We start from the raw sequence: 15,757 nt of genomic DNA on the forward strand, positions 1-15,757 counted from the left end.
GCCCTTCGCCCGTAGGTCATCGCCGTCCCCTCCGCATCCCCAGCCGCATCGTCGCGACGATCTCCCGCTGGACCTCGCTCACGCCGCCCCCGAACGTGTTGATCTGCGCCGCCCGGTTCATCCGCTCCAGTTCGCCGTCCCCGTACGCGCCCGGCGAACCGGCCCGCACCAGGGCGGCCTCGCCGACCACCTCCTGGCACATCCGGTAGACCTCAACGGCACTCTCCGTCCCGGCGAACTTGACCCCGCTGGCATCGCCCGGTCCGAGCGTCCCGGCGCCCACCTCACCGACCAGCCGCCAGTTCAGCAGCCGGGTCGCGGCCAGCCGGGCATGCGCCTCGGCCAGCCGGGCCCGGACCCACGGACGGTCCGCCGGCCGCTCGCCGGTCTCCGGGTCGGCCGTCCGGGCGTACTCCAGCGCCGCGCGGTACGCATCCTCGGCCTGCATCCCGATCGCGGCCAACGCCACTCGCTCGTGGTTGAGTTGGTTGGTGATCAGCTGCCAACCGGCGTTCTCCTCACCGACGAGGTTGCCGGCCGGGACGCGTACGTCGTCGTAGTACGTGGCGGTGGTCCGCAGCCCGCCGACCGTCTCGATCGGCGTCCAGGAGAAGCCCGGCGCATCGGTCGGCACGAGGATGATCGAAATGCCTTTGTGCTTGGGCGCCTCGGGGTCGGTACGGCAGGCCAGCCAGATCCAGTCCGCCTGGTGCGCATTACTGGTGAAAACCTTGGCGCCATCGATCACCCAGTGCCCACCGTCCCCGCCACCGGCCCCGCCACTGGCCCCGCCACTGGCCCCGCTACCGGCTCCACTCCTTGCCCCACCACCGCTTTCGCCCCCCGGCCCCCGCCGCCCCTCCGTACCGCCGCCCGGCCCGCGCACATCTACGACCCCCGGCTGGCGCACACCACCGGTGCCCGGCCGGCGCACGGAACCAGCGCCCGGCCGGCGCACCGCCCGCGTACGGAGCGCCGCGAGGTCGGTGCCGGCCTCCGGCTCCGTATAGCCGATCGCGAAGACGAGCTCCCCCCGGAGGATCCGCGGCAGGAAGAACTCCTTCTGCCGCCGCGTGCCGTATTTCATCAGGGTCGGACCGACGGTGTTGAGGGTGACCATGGAGACCGGGGCGCCGGCACGGTACGCCTCGTCGAAGAAGACGAACTGCTCGTCGGGTCCGCGCCCCTGCCCGCCGTACTCCGTCGGCCAACCGAGGCCGAGCATGCCGTCGGCGCCGATCCGACGCAGCACCGCACGCTGCGCGTCGGCACGCTCCGGCGCCCCGTTCGGCATCAAGTCCCGGAAGTACGTGCGGAGTTCGGCACGCAGGCGTTCCTGGCACGCGGTGGGGGCGAGGTACACGTCGACGGCCTCCCCTTCAGTAGCCCGCGGTCCGGCGGTCGGGCACGCCGCCGGCCCGCACTCCCCCGGTCCGGCGGCCCGTCGGGCAGTCCGGCGGCCCCGTGACCCTGGAGCCCGGTGACCCGGTAGCCCGTGCCCCCGTTGGACACAACGACCCGGCGGCTCAGCTGCCCAGCGGCCCAGCGGCCAGGCAACCCGGCCGCCCCACCCGCACACACAAGTGAGCGGGTTCCTGACTGTCCGTCAGAAACCCGCTCACTGTCAAGGCCAGTGCGGTGAACCCCAGAGCAGCCCATGCCCTCGGCGCCGACCTCGACGTATCACCCCTCGGTAAGCCGCCTCTCCCCATACGGCGGCCCCGGGTCAGCCGATGTTGTTCCCGAAGCTGACGGTGGCGTTGTCCTGGTCGATGGTCGTGAAACCGGAACCGTTGACGCTCGCGGTGTTGTTCTGGTTGGAGGCGCCGGCACCGTTGGCGACCTGCTGGCCGTTGGTCGCATTGCCGTGGTTGTCGTCGCCGATCAGTACGCCCCCCTGGCTCGTCGACGCCGCATTCGACCCGTTGCTCGCAAAGCCGCCGTTGTCAGCCTGCGCCACGCCGGAAAGGAGCGCCGCCGCGAAGGGCAGTGCGGCGGCCAGCGCGAGGACGCGGGCAGTACGGGTGCTTGCCATGTGAATTCCTCCTACGGAACACAACTTCTGGATCCGACCTGCCGGACCGGGCCCATAAGGCTTGATCCACGGCTGGTCAATTGCGGGAACTCCGTTGGTCCATCGGGTAGTTGGCCGGCCACCACGATGCTTGCCGCGACGTCGCGACCTCAGGATTGCCCACGAATTCCCCGCGAATCCGCCACGAAGGCCCGATTCCCTCGCAAGCATGAGGACCCCCAGGTAAACCCTCGCTGCATCACCTCACCCCCCTCTCCACGCCGCGACAAGGGCGCAGCCCGCCGACACCCCTCCCCCGCCGGGGCGCACACCCCACCCATCCACCCCACCCATCCAACCCAGCCACCCGGCGCACGAACCGCCTCCCGCACGCCCCCCTTCCCTTCATCGAACATTCGTACGAAAATAACTCCATGGCACCCCTGCACCTACGCCATACCGACCCCCCGCCCGCCAGCCGAACACAGCCACCATCCGCCGGGCGACTGCCTCCACCGGCCGACGGACGCCCGCACCCACCGACCGACAGGCGTTCCTCGCCCCCGGCCCCAGCCCCGGCCGACGCTCAACAGCACCCACCGGCCGACGGACGCCCGCACCCACCGACCGACAGGCGTTCCTCGCCCCCGGCCCCGGCCCCGACCCCGACCGACGGACGCCCACACCCACCGGCCGACGCCCGCCCACACCCACCCACCGACGCACGAAGGCAAGCCGCACCCACCGCCGCCCCCTCGCCCCCGCCCGCCACCGGCAGTTCCCCCACCCACGCCCAAGGCCACGCCCACGCCTCAGCTGCGTCCCCCGCCCTCTCCCCACCCCCCGACGCCCACACCGCCGCCCTGGCCGAGGCACTGATCGCCGCCGAGCGCGGCTATCCCGTCATCCCGCTCACCCGCGCCAAACTGCCCGCCCTCCGTTCCCCGCACCGCGGGCATCCCGAGGTGCCGCCCTGCCACGGCGACTGCGGCCGCCTCGGGCACGGTGTGCACGACGCGAGCACCGACCCGTTCACCATCCGCCGCATGTTCGCCGCCGCCCCCTGGGCCACCGGCTACGGCATCGCCTGCGGGCTGCCGCCGCACCACCTCATAGGCCTCGACCTCGACACCAAAAACGGCGCCGACGGCCTCACCGCCCTGCTGTTCCTCGCCGAGGCGCACGACTTCCCGGTCCCGCCGACGATCACGGTCCGCACCCCCAGCGGCGGCCTGCACCTCTGGTTCTCCGGCCCGACGTCCCCACCGTCCCCGACGTCCCCACCGACCCCACCCGTCCCGAATTCGGTCGGCCGCCTCGCCCCCGGTATCGACGTCCGCGGAACGGGCGGCTATCTGGTCGGCCCCGGCTCGCTCACCGCCCACGGCCGATACGTCCTCGCACCGAACGCCCCGGACCGCCCGACCCCCGTCCCGGACGCCCTACTCACCCTGCTAACGGCCCCGCCCCCGCCCACGCCCACCCGACACCACCCCTCCCCGCCTCACGCCGGCGCCAGTGCCGATGCCGGTGCCGGTGCCGGTCACAGCCACGGCCACAGCCACGGCCACGAGCCTCCACCCGACGTCCCGCCCCAGCCCGCCGCAGCGCTCGTACGCTTCGTACGCTCCTCCCCGGTCGGCCAGCGCAACGCCCGTCTCTTCTGGGCCGCCTGCCGCGCCTACGAGGACGGCCTCGGCCCGGAGCTCGCCGCCCGACTGACCGAGGCCGCCTGCCACACCGGCCTCTCCGAACACGAGGCCCGCGCAACCATCGCCTCAGCCTCCCGCCAGCGCTAGCCGGCGCCACCCCCTCTACCAGGTGTCACCGCCGATCCTCTGCCGCCACCCGACAGCACCCACCCGACCCGGGAGGCGCGGCAACGCACGAAAGGCCCCTCCCCCCAACTCGCCTGCAACTCACCCCCAACTCACTCCCCACAAGCCCCAGAAACTGCCTTCCGCGCCTCAATCAAAAACCGCGTCGTATGCGCCACGAACGCCCCCTCCCGACGAATCTCCTCATCCAACTCCCGCAACCGGTCGCGGTATTGCTCCACACTGAACCCGGGCACCATCCACACCACCTTCCGCAGAAAATAAATAACCGCCCCGATATCGAAGAACTCGGTCCGCAACGACTCGGCCCGCAGATCGACCACCTCCAGCCCAGCCGCCTCCGCCGCCCGCCGTGCGTCCTCGGGATGCCGCGCCCGACGTACTTCCTCAGGCTGCGGCCCAAGGAAGTACTCCACCAGCTCGAAAACGCTTGCCGGCCCCACCTGTTGAGAGAAGTACGTGCCACCGGGCCGCAGCACCCGCGCGATCTCCTCCCACCACACGGTCACCGGATGACGGCTCGTCACAAGATCGAACGCCGCATCACCGAACGGCAGCGGCGGCTCGTCCTCATCGGCCACCACGACCGCACCGAGCGGATGCAGCAACGCGGTGGCCTTGGCGATATTCGGCGGCCAAGATTCCGTGGCCACCATCACCGGCGGCAATCTCGGAACCCCGGCAAGCACCTCCCCACCGCCCGTCTGGATATCCAGCGCCGCCCCGACCCGCGCCAACCGCTCCCCCATCGCCCGCTGATATCCCCAAGAGGGCCGCTCCTCAGTAGCCCTCCCCTCCAACCACGAAAAATCCCACCCCGCCACCGAAACGGCCTCCGCCTCGGCAACCAGTTCCTCAAACCCACGCATAGAATCCATACCTCCACACTTCCCCCAGGTGCCGCCCCAGTGCCACCCATTTATCCCCCGCCCCCACACCACCCCTCAGCCGCCAATACGCCCCCCTACGAGCGCAGCGGAACGGGGTGAGATCAGGTGAGGTGCTACGCAGCCCCACATGGGCTCAACTCAGCGCTGACAAAGCAGCGGAAGCGACCCGCATACAGGCTCAGGATCAATCCGAACCGGAGCATCCGCACGAAACCGCGCAGCCAATAGAGCCCTGAATGCCGTGAATCACCGGCATGAAGGAGCGACCTCGGGCCGGGCCGGGACATCACATCTCCGCAGCAGGCATACGACGAGGCCACGGACTTCACCCGGCAAGCGTGGCTGCGCTTGCGGCGTCACCAGCCGTAAAAGGTCTCGGTGCTCGGCGGGGGAACGCTCACCAGAACATACGGCTCCTGCCCTGTCTCAACGAACCCCGTACATGCGCCTCACCGAATCACGTCCAGCAAGGTCTGCGGCGCGAGGACGATCAACTTCGTTGAGACAGGACAGCCCCAGGCAGATGGATATGTCGATGAGAGCAAAGAGTTTGAGCGGCTACGCGTCCGCCAGCCGGCCCGACCTCTCCTCCACATCCATCGGCTGGATCACGAACTTTCCCGGTGCACGCTCCACCGACATCCGCCGGATTCTGTCCTCCCAGCCCGGCCGCCAGCGCGTCGCCTCATCCCACTCCAGCCAAGCCAGATAAGCAATGCCGGGGTCGACTCCCGTCAAGTCGGCACCGGAGAAGTCATTAGCAGCAGACTCGATGAAGTGCTGCACGGAAGCCAGCACCTCGTCGATGGCGCGCAATCGCGATAGGGCCTCGGAAAACCCGACCAGACGCACGTACCGCTCCCGGCGGAGCATAGCCAGGCCCATGCGCACCTCATCTCCCACCTCGGAGAGAAGTACCATTAGCCCGTCCTCGACGCCACTCGCCCCTAGCTCAGTAAAGCGCCCGCGCATCTGCTCCTGCAGGTCGTCCCAATGTGCACGCACATCGTCGCTCAGAGCTCTGCACCCCTGAGCAAAATTCGGGTTGCTGACCACGCCGTCGAACTGCAAATCCACGTGCAGGCTCAGCCGCTGGATCAACGCCTGAAACCGAGCGATGCCGTAGCCCAGCTCGTGCAGGGCATCCCTGGTCTTGATTCGGGTCTCAGCCGGCAGCTCGACCAACTCCGCACGCAGCCGCTTCGCGCACATGCGCAGGCGGGCGCCGCTGGCTGCAATGAGGTGTAAGCGCCGGATGAACGTGCGAGGAGGCTGTCCGCTGTGCGGTCCGGTAGACCGCGGAGGGTGGAACGCCGGTCCACGCCGGGAGACGGCGGCCAAGAAACGACCGGCAAAGGACTCTGCTGCGATCGCCATCACTGAACCACTTCCCCCGGGCCCGGATCCCGCTGAGCTGGAGACGCGGTGCTTGCACGGCCTGTGGAAGGACCGCCCGAAATTTCCGGTCCGGGGGCTGGTGGTCCGTGGGGCGGCGGAGCCTGCGACTGCTGCTGTGCTTGCTGTGCTTGCTGTGCTTGCTGTGCTTGCTGTGCTTGTTGGGCCTGGTGAGCCTCCACCATTCCCACCACGGCATCCTTGCCATATCTGACCAGCAAGGGGATCAACGTAAGGACCCGCTCCAAGATCATCAGCGAACCCACACCCGAGATGAGCGACAGCCACGGCGTGAGCGATCCTGCGGGGGCGCTCGCCGCGATTGCGCCCGCGATACCCCCGGAGACCACGATCCGAAAGACCGCGGCAGCCAGGTAGGCGCCGAAGCCCGTAGCGGGCAGGTTCTCCTCTCCAGGCCGTACATGCCTATCGGCAGGTGGCTGGCCCAGGTCCGAAGAAGCCGACTGGATGTGCCATGGACATTTGCGATGCCACCGGACCGCTCGGATGAAGTCGAGCGCCTCCATCGCGAAGCCACCAAATGCTCCCCAAAAGGCGGCCGTTAACCATCCCATGACAAGAGGGTACGGGGTGTAGCCAGGCGGAGGGCAGCCTTCATACAGAGCAAAGCATGAGCCCGAGCACCAAGTTGGCCGGCTTCGCCAAGTACTTGCAGGCCCCGCCCCGGGTTGGGTTGCGTGGGGTGCGTAGGGAGGGGCGACCCCTGCCCAAAGCCACGGCTCAGAAGCTTGCAGGTTTCCCCCTACCGAGCGCCCACCACCAACACCCGACCGGCCCACCACGTCCAAGCGGAACCAAGCCATGCCTTCTGCATGCGTGCCAGCCCCGTGCCAGACAGGACGGCCAAACGCGGCCAAGAGAGGCCAAGAGCGGTCACCCACGGACCATCGACCATCGGGAAAGGAAGCGGCCCCCAACCGGGAATTCCCTGGTCAGGGGCCATCTACCTCGGCGGAGGCTGTGGGATTTGAACCCACGGTGACGTTGCCGCCACGACAGTTTTCAAGAGCGTTGCCTTGGCACGCGACGATGCAGCTCTGGCCTGTACGGACGCCCGTCAGTACTCCTCAATTCGCGTCCTTGGCCCGCGCATGGCCCATGGCGCCTGCTCTATGCGGGCATTGGCCAGCTGCGTACCTGCAGAGCTCGCGGACACTCGCTTTAGGAGTTCGATCAGGGCCCGCCTCGGCTGCGGCAGGCGATTGGTGGGACGGCCGGACGGAGTCGCTGGCGTACGCCCTCGTCCGGCGTTGTTGATGTCAGCCGTGGATGTCAGAAGCGTTCTGATCCGTAGCTCTTGCCGGTCGGCCAGAGACGGCCGGAACGGCATGTGCTGGAGCATCTGTTGGCCGGTGAAGACGAGGCGTCCGTGGCTGCTCTGGCCGCCCTCCGCAGCCGTTCCACCTACCACGTGTGGGCTACGGCGTATTCCGCAGCGCAGCATGCCGGGGTCTTTGCAATCCGACTTCGGCGCATGCGGCTGCACGGAGTCGAACCTCTTGGGCTGGGACGGCTACAGGGGCGAGACTTCCCGAGCTGAGGCAGATTTCAAGCCTTGGTTGGGGTCCCGGAGGATGCGGGAGGCTGCCAGAGTGAATTGGTCAATCGCGTACCCGATGTCCGTACTGGGCGGGTTCCAGGCGTCTTGCCGGGCCTCTGGCGGCTCAATGCGGGTGAGTCGTATCGCCAGCAACCACTCCTGCACTAGGTAGAAGACGTTGAGGGCCAACTCGTTAATTTCGTCCGGGCCCTCAAGCATGACGGCGGTAATCGCATCGCCAGCCTCGTTCATCGACTCAGGCCAAAAATCTCCTGCCTGCTCATGGTCAGAGAAGAGCGTCGCTTCTGCCAGTCGGACATCCCGATCCACTCGATGCAGGCAGCCAACGAAGTGCACGTAAGCATCTCTGCGTACCTGTCTCAGCCACTGTTCGTGCTGACTCCGTCGCTGTCCCCGTCCCGTCAGCCACGCCGCACCGATTGAGCCCACTACGCCAACTGCGCCACCAACGGCGGCCCCAACAAGACCCGCTACACCCTGATCCATACGAGGACGGTATCCGAGGAAATGACTGACGCGACAGGAATTGAGGGCGCTTTGGCGGTGCAACCCTCAACGTAAGGAGGTGACCGCTGATCGGTTTCGACATCGCGTGGGCCGCCGCCTGGACGGAGGCCTTCGTAGTAATCGAGCCCCCGGGGGTAGCGCGCTGCCTGCGGATAGGAGGCTCAGGCACCTGACGGCCGGCCTAGAGGCAGGAGTGACCAACTCTGTTGCCGGAACTGGTTGACCGCGCGAGCTGACATAGGTGGACCATGGGCCGCCCCTCCCGAGGACGAGGGGCGGCGGAGCAGGTGGCGGTCCTACTCGTGTCCGGCTGGCGGGACCCTTGCGGGCGTTCCTCGGCGGTGGCTCACAGAGACGCTAGCGCTCGGTGGGTGAGAGATGCGAATCGCTCGACGCCACGGACGCCGTTGTGATAGGGCGACGTAGCTAAGCCTCACCCATATCTGCCCGTCACAAGCACCGCTTCAGGAGAGAGGGCGGGGAGTGGGGGCGCTGACCTGGCGCTTCGATACCTGGTCAGGCTGCCGAGAACTCGACCGAGAGTCACCGGCGTTGACCGTGGCTGACCCCTGCATCTGGCGCGGCAGTGGCACGAACCTCAGCCGACGACAGTCAGCCACGACGGCGAGCGCGCCGAACGACCACGCACGCGTGTGCCTCGCTGTACCCCCACCGGCCTCAACCGCGCTACCGGGGTTTGTCGTCGACCAGAGCAAGCGGCCATGGCCGGCCGTGACGACGGCGGGAACCCTCAGCTTGGGAAGCTGCGTTCATTCGCGCCTGGTCCGGGTGCTGACCTGGGCGAACATCTTGGCCGCTGCCCTGTCGGCCTCGGCTGCTTTCACCGTGATTCCCCGCTGCTCCCCGCTGGGTCTGGTGCGCTTGTGGTGCGCCTCCGTTGTCAGTGCGGGTGGCTATGGTGCGTCTGCCATCAAGGGGATTGCTCTGGGAGGGGCTTTGGGAGCTAAGACGGGACTGCTGGTGTACGCCGACAGCGACGTACCGGAGTTGTTGCGACGAGTGGGGGCGGCGGACCGTAATCGGACTGCCACGATGATGCGGCGGCTCTACCCGGGCAGGGGAATCGAGGAGTGCGAGGGCTCAGTTCCGTCGGACGGTGTGTACCCCCCGGAAGGGACGGTGTATGCGGGCTCCTGGCCGGGTGTGGAGGTCGTCGGTGATCGGGGGATGATGATCGACCTTCCCACACAGCTCCCGGAGCACCTTGTGGCGGCAAGTGCCGGCCGACGGCTCGTCCTGCACAACATGCACAGCGTCGTCGACTGGCTTGCGTTCGCCGTGTGGGAAGACGGCCGGCTCGTCCGCTCCCTCAGTCTGTCCCCGGACGACGGCGTCATGGAGAACATCGGCGAACCGTTCCCATTCGAACTGCCCTATTAGGCCGGAGACCGCTCAGCCGACGTCATCCCCTGGCCAGACGAAGACGAAGAGCCCTATCCGCTTGCCTTCCACCCCCTGGAACTGGGAGAAGACGCACTGCGAGCCCTCTGCGGCTTCGTCCAGGAGGGCCGCCCCGAGGAGGACGACGTCAACGCGGACCACATCCGACTCCACGACTTCCGGGTACGCGATCCATACGGCTCTGGTCCCGCGAAGAAGGAAGCCGCGTTGCAAGGCGCTGGGGAAGCCATAGGACCGCCGCGCTTTTTTTACACCTTTGGGCCTGACGGCTTGCTGGTCGAGAACGACGGCGTATAGCTCACGACCTCTTCGTCCCGAAGCAACTTGGGCGCCGGTGCTGCCTTGGCTGGTGCGGCTCTCACCTGCGCTGATGGTCCGCTGACGTTCGCGCCCGTCCGCCGTTATTCGTCGGCATTGTCACGCAGTTAGACACTCACCGCTCAACGGTCGATCGCTGGCGAGTCGGTGTCAGTGCTGGCGTCTATGGTCTCAAGCGCGCGGTCGGCTTCGGGGGTTCCAGCTCTGAAGGGCATGGTTGCAATTCCGGCCTGTCTGGGGGCGGCCCCGAGAATCGTCCGGGACCTAACCGACGGTCGGGCTTCGTCGATGGCCATGAGGTGACCTGCTAGCGCTGGCCGCGCACCTCTTCCCGCGTGGGCGTCGGCGGACCGCGCTTCCCACGTCTGTTGGTGGGGCGGTGGTCATCGTGGCGGTGTGTTCACCTGTCCACCAAAAAGCCCCCGCCGCGCGAAGAACTTGCAGATCGGGGGCTCAATGGCGTCGTGTTACTTCTTCTTGCCCTGGGTCTTGCCGGGGATCTTGATGAGCTGGGTTTCTGCTGGTCAGGGGTGGTGGGATCGTGCGTCTGGTGGTCGTCGTTGGTCGTTATTGGCCACTGTCGAGCGGCCTCGGACGGCCCAGGGACGGCCCAGCTTTACGGGTTACAGGTCCGCGCTCGACTGACGGCGGCAGCTTCGATGCGGCCCGTCCGAACCTCAGCCGACGACAGTCAGCCACGACGGCGAGGACGCCGACCGACCAAGCGCGCGTATGCCTCGCTGCACCCCCGGCCGGCCTCAGCCACGCTCCTGACGCCGTCGACCAGAGCAAGTCGTGACGACCGACCCGCGACGACGATGCCAGAGCCCTCAGCTTGGGCAGCTAAGGGCATCGCGAGCCTGCTCCGCGGAAGTGTTCGTAGACCTTCTTCCACGGCCCATGCTGCTCTGGCAGGTCCCGCCAGGCGGAACCGTGGACAGCTCCCACAAGCCCAGTTGACCATCTGGCGCTGGTCCCGCACAGGCTTACCCATACATGGCGGAGCGATCAACGGCTCGATCACTGCCCACGAACATCAGCTCATGGCGCCGCGCCAACGCCTCCGTGGGTAAATAAGGGAAGTCTCTATTCGGAGCACCCGAGAGTGCTAAAGTGGCGGCTCTATACAGCTAAGGAGGCCGCATAAATGAGTGGCGGGCGAAATAGTGAAAATCCCTCCGTTTTTCTGAGTTACGCCGCGCAAGATGCAACAGAAGCTCGGAGACTGGAACAAGAACTCGCCTTGACGGGGATCGACGTCTGGTCCGACAGGAAGCTGAAAGCCGGTGACCAGTGGACGCAGGTGATCACTGAAGCTCTCGAAAGCGCTGAAGTTATTCTGGTGCTGATCTCGCCTTCCTCGCTTGCTTCAGAGTGGGTAACGCGCGAATGGCAAGTAGCGCTTATGCGCTCCAAGAGGGTAATTCCGGTGTTGGTGAATGGCGCGACTTTCGCTGATCTCCCTCCGGCCCTTGCGGAAATTCAGGCAGTCGATCTTAACTTCGATACCCCTGCGGCCGTTAGCCAACTAGCCACAGATATTGAGAGATGGAGTGGTTCTGCTGAACCTCTACCTGCGCAGGAGCTCAATGTTCAGGAAATCATTGAGGATACTCTGAGTCGAACTCTGGAGAGGTTGGGGTTCGATACACGTCGGCCACCCCTTGCGACTAAAATGGAAGGGAACTATGTTTTCGTGGTGATCAGTTTTGATCCGGCTATGGAGCCGACCTTTTCCGCGATCGAATCGGCGGCGCGGCGCGTGGGAATGACCGCCGAGAGGGTAAAAGACCTGAAGCGCGATTTCCGCGTCACCGAAACAATTCTCGAAAAGATCGAATCTGCCCGACTGGTGGTAGCTGACCTCACTCTTGAGCGACCCAATGTGTATTTCGAGTTGGGTTACGCAAGGGGGAAAGGAAAGACAGTCGTTACTCTGATCAAAGAAGGCTCGAAAGCCCACGTTGATGTTCGGGGTTGGAATTATTTGGAGTACATCGATTCGCGCCCGCTGGAAGAGGACCTTGTCGAGCGGTTCAAGGTTGAATTGCAGCAGGAGTGAGCCCGGTTTGTGGATCGCCGGGCAGGCCTCCGAGAAGACCGCATTGATCTATCAGCAGCACACGCGATCAGCCCTGTGGGAGGCTCAATGCTCCCCGAGCTGATGAACCAGTGGTCGGTCGCGCGCCGTGACCGCAGCAGTGGCCTTCGGTAGTCTCCCGATGCAGTGCGCGGGGTTGCACTTGTGGCGCTTCTGCTCGCCGCGCACCAGGTCGTCTAGCCCTGCAGTCACCGCCTGCTGCCGCCCCTCGTCGGGCCGTTAGAGGAGGACTCAAGCTGAAACCCTCCTCGCCTCAGTCGGCCTGTTCACAGCTTTCATCGGATACGGCAAGCTCACCCAGTTAACGACATCTCAGCGGCAGAGTAGCCAGACAACTAGGCCCAGACCGGACAGTAGCAAGGGCCCATAAACGGGAGCGACCGCCCACGAGCGCACATCCGGCCAATCGGGCCAGTAGTTGGCGCCGGTGCCCGCTGGTGAAGCCAAAGTCGGATTCATAGAAAACACTGGGATGGGGCGGCCTGATGCCACCTCGTCATAAAGCTTGCGAAAGGCGCGCTCTTGCTTGAGGTAGTTGGCATCGAGAACACCGAAGACAAGGACAGCTAGGCAGCCGAGCAGTGCCACCAGGATTGATTTACCGGTGACCGCATATCCGTAGGTCGCGGTTACGATCGGAAGCAGCCATGACTTGGAGGATGATGACGCCTGCGACATGCGGGTGATCACCGCTTGGATGAATGATAGATGCTGACGACGGTCCTCGGCCGAGAGGGCATCTGTCTCGCCGAGGAGTGCGCCCTGGATTGTGGCAAGGGTCTGGTTTTGAGCCTGGTCATCTTCGGCCGCACCTGTCGGCCAGCGTAGGGTCATGCGGTCATCGGACCAGCGAGGCACCAGGTGGAAGTGAACGTGGGGAACGGTTTGGGTGGCGGCCGCTCCGGTTGACTGGATCACATTCAACCCATCAGGCGATAGGCCAGCTCGTATCGCGCGCGCTGTCCGTAGGACAGCTCTACCCAAGTCGCTACTCTCAGCAGGGGTCAGGTCAGTGAGGTCAGAAACATGACGGTTGGGCACAACCAGGGTGTGGCCCTGGGTGGCAGGTTCCAATGGGAAGAAGGCAGTGATCTCTGAGCTGCGGTACACCACCCTGGCGCTGGAGTCATCTCCGGCGACGATCGCACAGAACGGACAAGCGGCTGAACCTACCACGATCGCTTGGTCACTCCTTGGCTCGACCAGGTCTCCAGGTTGTCGCACAGTCTCTTGTAGGTTGCCTTGCTGTCAATTTTCCCGGACCAGTCCCGGGTGGTGGGGTCGAAGATCGGTACCGAGCCCACACCGTCGGCCTTTGCGAATGGGTCGGAGCCAGCGCTATCGACGGTTCCCAGGGACGAAAGCCCATGGATGCGGATTCCCAGCAGTGGTTTCTTGTCAGTCCACGCCTTCTCGATTTCGTAGATCACCCAGGGTCGGGTGGCCGTGTATTTGCCGATCAAGACGATGACAGCCTTCTTGTAAGCCATCTCGTCGTGGATCCAGTTCTTGATCGCCTGGTCGCCCCTTCGGCGTACCTGCTCCCACTCCTGTGGATTCAGCAAGGGTTGGCCCGCGAGGGCGTTGATGTTGCGGATCAACTGGACGCGATGAACGTCTTGTTCATAGTGGAAGCTATAGAAGACTGACTTGGCCATGGGACCTCCGGTCTGAGAGTGCCGAGTAGCTGGCTGTGACTCTAGCTGTGGTCTCGGACGTCTTGGGCGACAACGTCAAATGGCTCGGGCGGAGGATACGAGGACTTGACGGCCGTCGTCTCCGCAACTCTGGTATCACGCGGCTGATTGCTGTGCGCGCGGCACGGGCGCTGGCCGGGCTGGAGCGGGGCGGAGACAGGAGCGCAGGCCCGGCCGGGGGCCGGGCCGCGCGCGGGGAGCGGAGCGAGCCGCACTTGAGCTAGTGAAGAAGTTTGTAACTCAAGGTGCTGGCGACGCAGTCGGAGCCGCCAGACCCGGTTCATACCCGGCTTTCAGGGGCAAGGGCCAGCCTTGTCAGGCGCGAGCCGGCTCGTGAAGCCTTCATCGCGCAGCCGATCGAAAGCTGCCCTCACGACGTCCGGTACGGGCAGGCTGATCATGAAGCCCTGCCGCGGGTAGATCAGCAACCGCTGCAAAGAACCAACCAGCATGTCGATCACCTTGCGAGCATCCCCGATCGACTCCACATAGTCGTCGAAGGTCATGGGGGTGGAAGCGCTGACGATCTCCACTTCCGGCCAGAGCTTTCGGGCCGTGGCGTACGCGCGCCGTTCCTCGTAAGGCTTGCTGATCAGCAGCACCGACGAGGCGTCGATACCAGCCCCTTCGATCAACGCCCGTGAGAAGCGGATGTTCTCCCCCGTGTTACGGGCGCGAGGTTCGACGAGGATCGCTGAGTCAGGAACGCCCAGCTCCACTGCGCGTTCTCTGTAGTGGACAGCCTCCCCCCGCGGCATTCGCTCCCGCGTCGTGGGGCTTGTGGCGCCGGTGAAGACGACGATCGGCATCAGGCCGCGCCAATAGAGCTCCACGGCGGTGTCGGCCACCCCAAGGTCGTGACTGCCCAGGCCAACTGCGACCGAGCAGGGCCGCAACTCGTGGTGCATCTGCTGGAAGTCCCAGAGCAGTTGGGCGTCTTCCCGTGCCTGCGTCGAGATCATCCGCCATCCTCCTCGCCCCGCGCTGAGTCCGGAACCTTGAAGTCATAGGACCACGCGAAGCGTGAAGCCGCGTGCACGCCGATCGCGAACTCGACCACGGTGCCGTCAGCTGTGTACGTCGTCCGGTGCAGCTCCACCACAGGTTCTCCCGCCGGAAGCCGAAGGAGCTTGACCTCGTCCGGCGTGGGGACCCGTGCGAACAGGTCCTCCCGCATGTGATCGATCTCGTAGCCGTTGTCGTACAGCACGCGAAAGCCGCCCCCGCGGCCGGCCGGTCCCGGGGTCGGGTCCACAAGTCGCGTACCTTCCACGTGTTCCGGCCTGTAATAGCTGGTCAGCGTGTGCGTGGGCTGCTCGCCTTCCTTCACGAGTCGTGCCCGCGCATAGACCTCGGCCCCTTCTCGAAGGCCATGGGCAGCAGCCACTGCGGGAGGGGCCTCCACGCGGCTAACGGTCTGCGTCTGCTCACCACGGCGAAACGCACGCCCCGAAGCCACACGGTCGGCGATGAACGCGACCTCGTCCCCGTCGCGCCACTTGGCCTTGTCGTATCGCTCGATCCCCAAGCGCTTGAGTGGCGTCTGTGGGCGCACGATCGTGCCGTGTCCGCGTGACGACGTAACGAGCCCCTCGGCCTCCAGCGCCTTGTATGCCTGGTGAACGGTCGACTTAGAGCCCTCGCCCGCGTCGACAAGATCCCGGATCTGCGGGAGCTGCTCGCCCGGGGCGTACGCCCCGGCCTTGATGCGTTCGGCCAGCCGGTCGGCCAGCTCTCTCCACTTGGGCGCCATCCGGAACTCCTCTCGACAAGGCCAGTGAAACACAGTCCCAGGACTGTTGACAGTCCTAGGACTGTGCGCCATGGTCTTACTCGGCGAACCGCAGTCCCAGGACAGCGTGCGCTAAGGGCCTTCTTTTGGCCTGCACAAATGCGCAATCAGCGTCGCCCGGAGGGCCTCTTGCAGGGGCCTGAAGGAAGCGTTCGTTCCTTCAGAACTGAACAGCGTGCCAAGTCGACGGGGTGGAACTCC

13 protein-coding genes and 3 pseudogenes are annotated in these 15,757 nt (G+C 65.8%); 3 read left to right on the forward strand and 13 right to left on the reverse strand.

The features are described 5' to 3' along the window. Nucleotides 1-16 precede the first annotated feature (16 nt). Both ACFV1J_RS06440 and ACFV1J_RS06445 read right to left on the reverse strand, forming a co-directional pair. Nucleotides 17-1,363, reverse strand: coding sequence for an acyl-CoA dehydrogenase family protein (locus ACFV1J_RS06440; protein ID WP_385856108.1), 1,347 nt, complete (start codon nucleotides 1,361-1,363; stop codon nucleotides 17-19). A gap of 363 nt (nucleotides 1,364-1,726) precedes the next feature. Then, nucleotides 1,727-2,035: a hypothetical protein gene (locus ACFV1J_RS06445; protein ID WP_385856109.1), complete on the reverse strand. Its 309-nt coding sequence runs from the start codon at nucleotides 2,033-2,035 to the stop codon at nucleotides 1,727-1,729. A gap of 842 nt (nucleotides 2,036-2,877) precedes the next feature. Between ACFV1J_RS06445 and ACFV1J_RS06450 the strand changes: the two genes are divergently transcribed. Further along, nucleotides 2,878-3,813 carry a bifunctional DNA primase/polymerase gene (locus tag ACFV1J_RS06450; protein ID WP_385856425.1) on the forward strand — a complete coding sequence of 312 codons (936 nt, stop codon included), beginning with the start codon at nucleotides 2,878-2,880 and terminating at the stop codon, nucleotides 3,811-3,813. A gap of 131 nt (nucleotides 3,814-3,944) precedes the next feature. On the opposite strand, the gene ACFV1J_RS06455 is transcribed toward ACFV1J_RS06450, so the two are convergent. The 4 genes from ACFV1J_RS06455 to ACFV1J_RS06470 form a co-directional block, all read right to left on the reverse strand. After that, the gene (locus ACFV1J_RS06455) at nucleotides 3,945-4,730 is read right to left on the reverse strand and encodes a class I SAM-dependent methyltransferase (protein WP_385856110.1); all 786 of its coding nucleotides are present in this window, start codon (nucleotides 4,728-4,730) and stop codon (nucleotides 3,945-3,947) included. Nucleotides 4,731-5,300: 570 nt separating this feature from the next. Beyond that, the gene (locus tag ACFV1J_RS06460) at nucleotides 5,301-6,119 is read right to left on the reverse strand and encodes a hypothetical protein (RefSeq protein ID WP_385856111.1); all 819 of its coding nucleotides are present in this window, start codon (nucleotides 6,117-6,119) and stop codon (nucleotides 5,301-5,303) included. After that, nucleotides 6,119-6,712, reverse strand: coding sequence for a hypothetical protein (locus ACFV1J_RS06465; RefSeq protein WP_385856112.1), 594 nt, complete (start codon nucleotides 6,710-6,712; stop codon nucleotides 6,119-6,121). The genes ACFV1J_RS06460 and ACFV1J_RS06465 overlap by 1 nt, the downstream gene beginning before the upstream one ends. A 959-nt stretch (nucleotides 6,713-7,671) precedes the next feature. After that, nucleotides 7,672-8,055: a hypothetical protein gene (locus ACFV1J_RS06470; protein WP_385856113.1), complete on the reverse strand. Its 384-nt coding sequence runs from the start codon at nucleotides 8,053-8,055 to the stop codon at nucleotides 7,672-7,674. A gap of 1,191 nt (nucleotides 8,056-9,246) precedes the next feature. Here ACFV1J_RS06470 and ACFV1J_RS06475 point away from each other — a divergent pair. Continuing rightward, nucleotides 9,247-9,945, forward strand: a pseudogene (locus ACFV1J_RS06475) (DUF6928 family protein). A 143-nt stretch (nucleotides 9,946-10,088) separates the two neighbouring features. On the opposite strand, the gene ACFV1J_RS06480 reads toward ACFV1J_RS06475, so the two are convergent. Together ACFV1J_RS06480 and ACFV1J_RS06485 are read right to left on the reverse strand one after the other, a co-directional pair. Then, nucleotides 10,089-10,262, reverse strand: coding sequence for a hypothetical protein (locus tag ACFV1J_RS06480; RefSeq protein WP_385856114.1), 174 nt, complete (start codon nucleotides 10,260-10,262; stop codon nucleotides 10,089-10,091). Nucleotides 10,263-10,833: 571 nt separating this feature from the next. After that, nucleotides 10,834-10,990 (reverse strand): annotated as a pseudogene (locus ACFV1J_RS06485) (transposase); the annotation flags it as partial. A gap of 123 nt (nucleotides 10,991-11,113) precedes the next feature. Here ACFV1J_RS06485 and ACFV1J_RS06490 point away from each other — a divergent pair. Beyond that, the gene (locus ACFV1J_RS06490) at nucleotides 11,114-12,028 is read left to right on the forward strand and encodes a TIR domain-containing protein (protein ID WP_385856115.1); all 915 of its coding nucleotides are present in this window, start codon (nucleotides 11,114-11,116) and stop codon (nucleotides 12,026-12,028) included. A 351-nt stretch (nucleotides 12,029-12,379) separates the two neighbouring features. Here ACFV1J_RS06490 and ACFV1J_RS06495 read toward each other — a convergent pair whose 3' ends face one another. From ACFV1J_RS06495 to ACFV1J_RS06515, 5 genes and pseudogenes are all read right to left on the reverse strand, one after another. Further along, a complete protein-coding gene (locus ACFV1J_RS06495) occupies nucleotides 12,380-12,901 on the reverse strand; it encodes a hypothetical protein (protein ID WP_385856441.1) in 522 nt (173 codons plus the stop codon). A gap of 27 nt (nucleotides 12,902-12,928) precedes the next feature. Continuing rightward, nucleotides 12,929-13,291, reverse strand: a pseudogene (locus tag ACFV1J_RS06500) (HIT family protein); the annotation flags it as partial. Further along, nucleotides 13,237-13,725, reverse strand: a complete 489-nt coding sequence (locus ACFV1J_RS06505; protein WP_385856116.1) for a TIR domain-containing protein — start codon at nucleotides 13,723-13,725, stop codon at nucleotides 13,237-13,239. The gene ACFV1J_RS06505 and the pseudogene ACFV1J_RS06500, both read right to left, overlap by 55 nt. 332 nt (nucleotides 13,726-14,057) lie before the next feature. Further along, the gene (locus ACFV1J_RS06510) at nucleotides 14,058-14,726 is read right to left on the reverse strand and encodes a YdcF family protein (protein WP_385856117.1); all 669 of its coding nucleotides are present in this window, start codon (nucleotides 14,724-14,726) and stop codon (nucleotides 14,058-14,060) included. After that, nucleotides 14,723-15,517, reverse strand: coding sequence for a GntR family transcriptional regulator (locus ACFV1J_RS06515; RefSeq protein ID WP_385856118.1), 795 nt, complete (start codon nucleotides 15,515-15,517; stop codon nucleotides 14,723-14,725). The genes ACFV1J_RS06510 and ACFV1J_RS06515 overlap by 4 nt, the downstream gene beginning before the upstream one ends. Nucleotides 15,518-15,757 lie beyond the last annotated feature (240 nt).

This window comes from Streptomyces sp. NPDC059649, assembly GCF_042734445.1.
Lineage (GTDB): Bacteria > Actinomycetota > Actinomycetes > Streptomycetales > Streptomycetaceae > Streptomyces.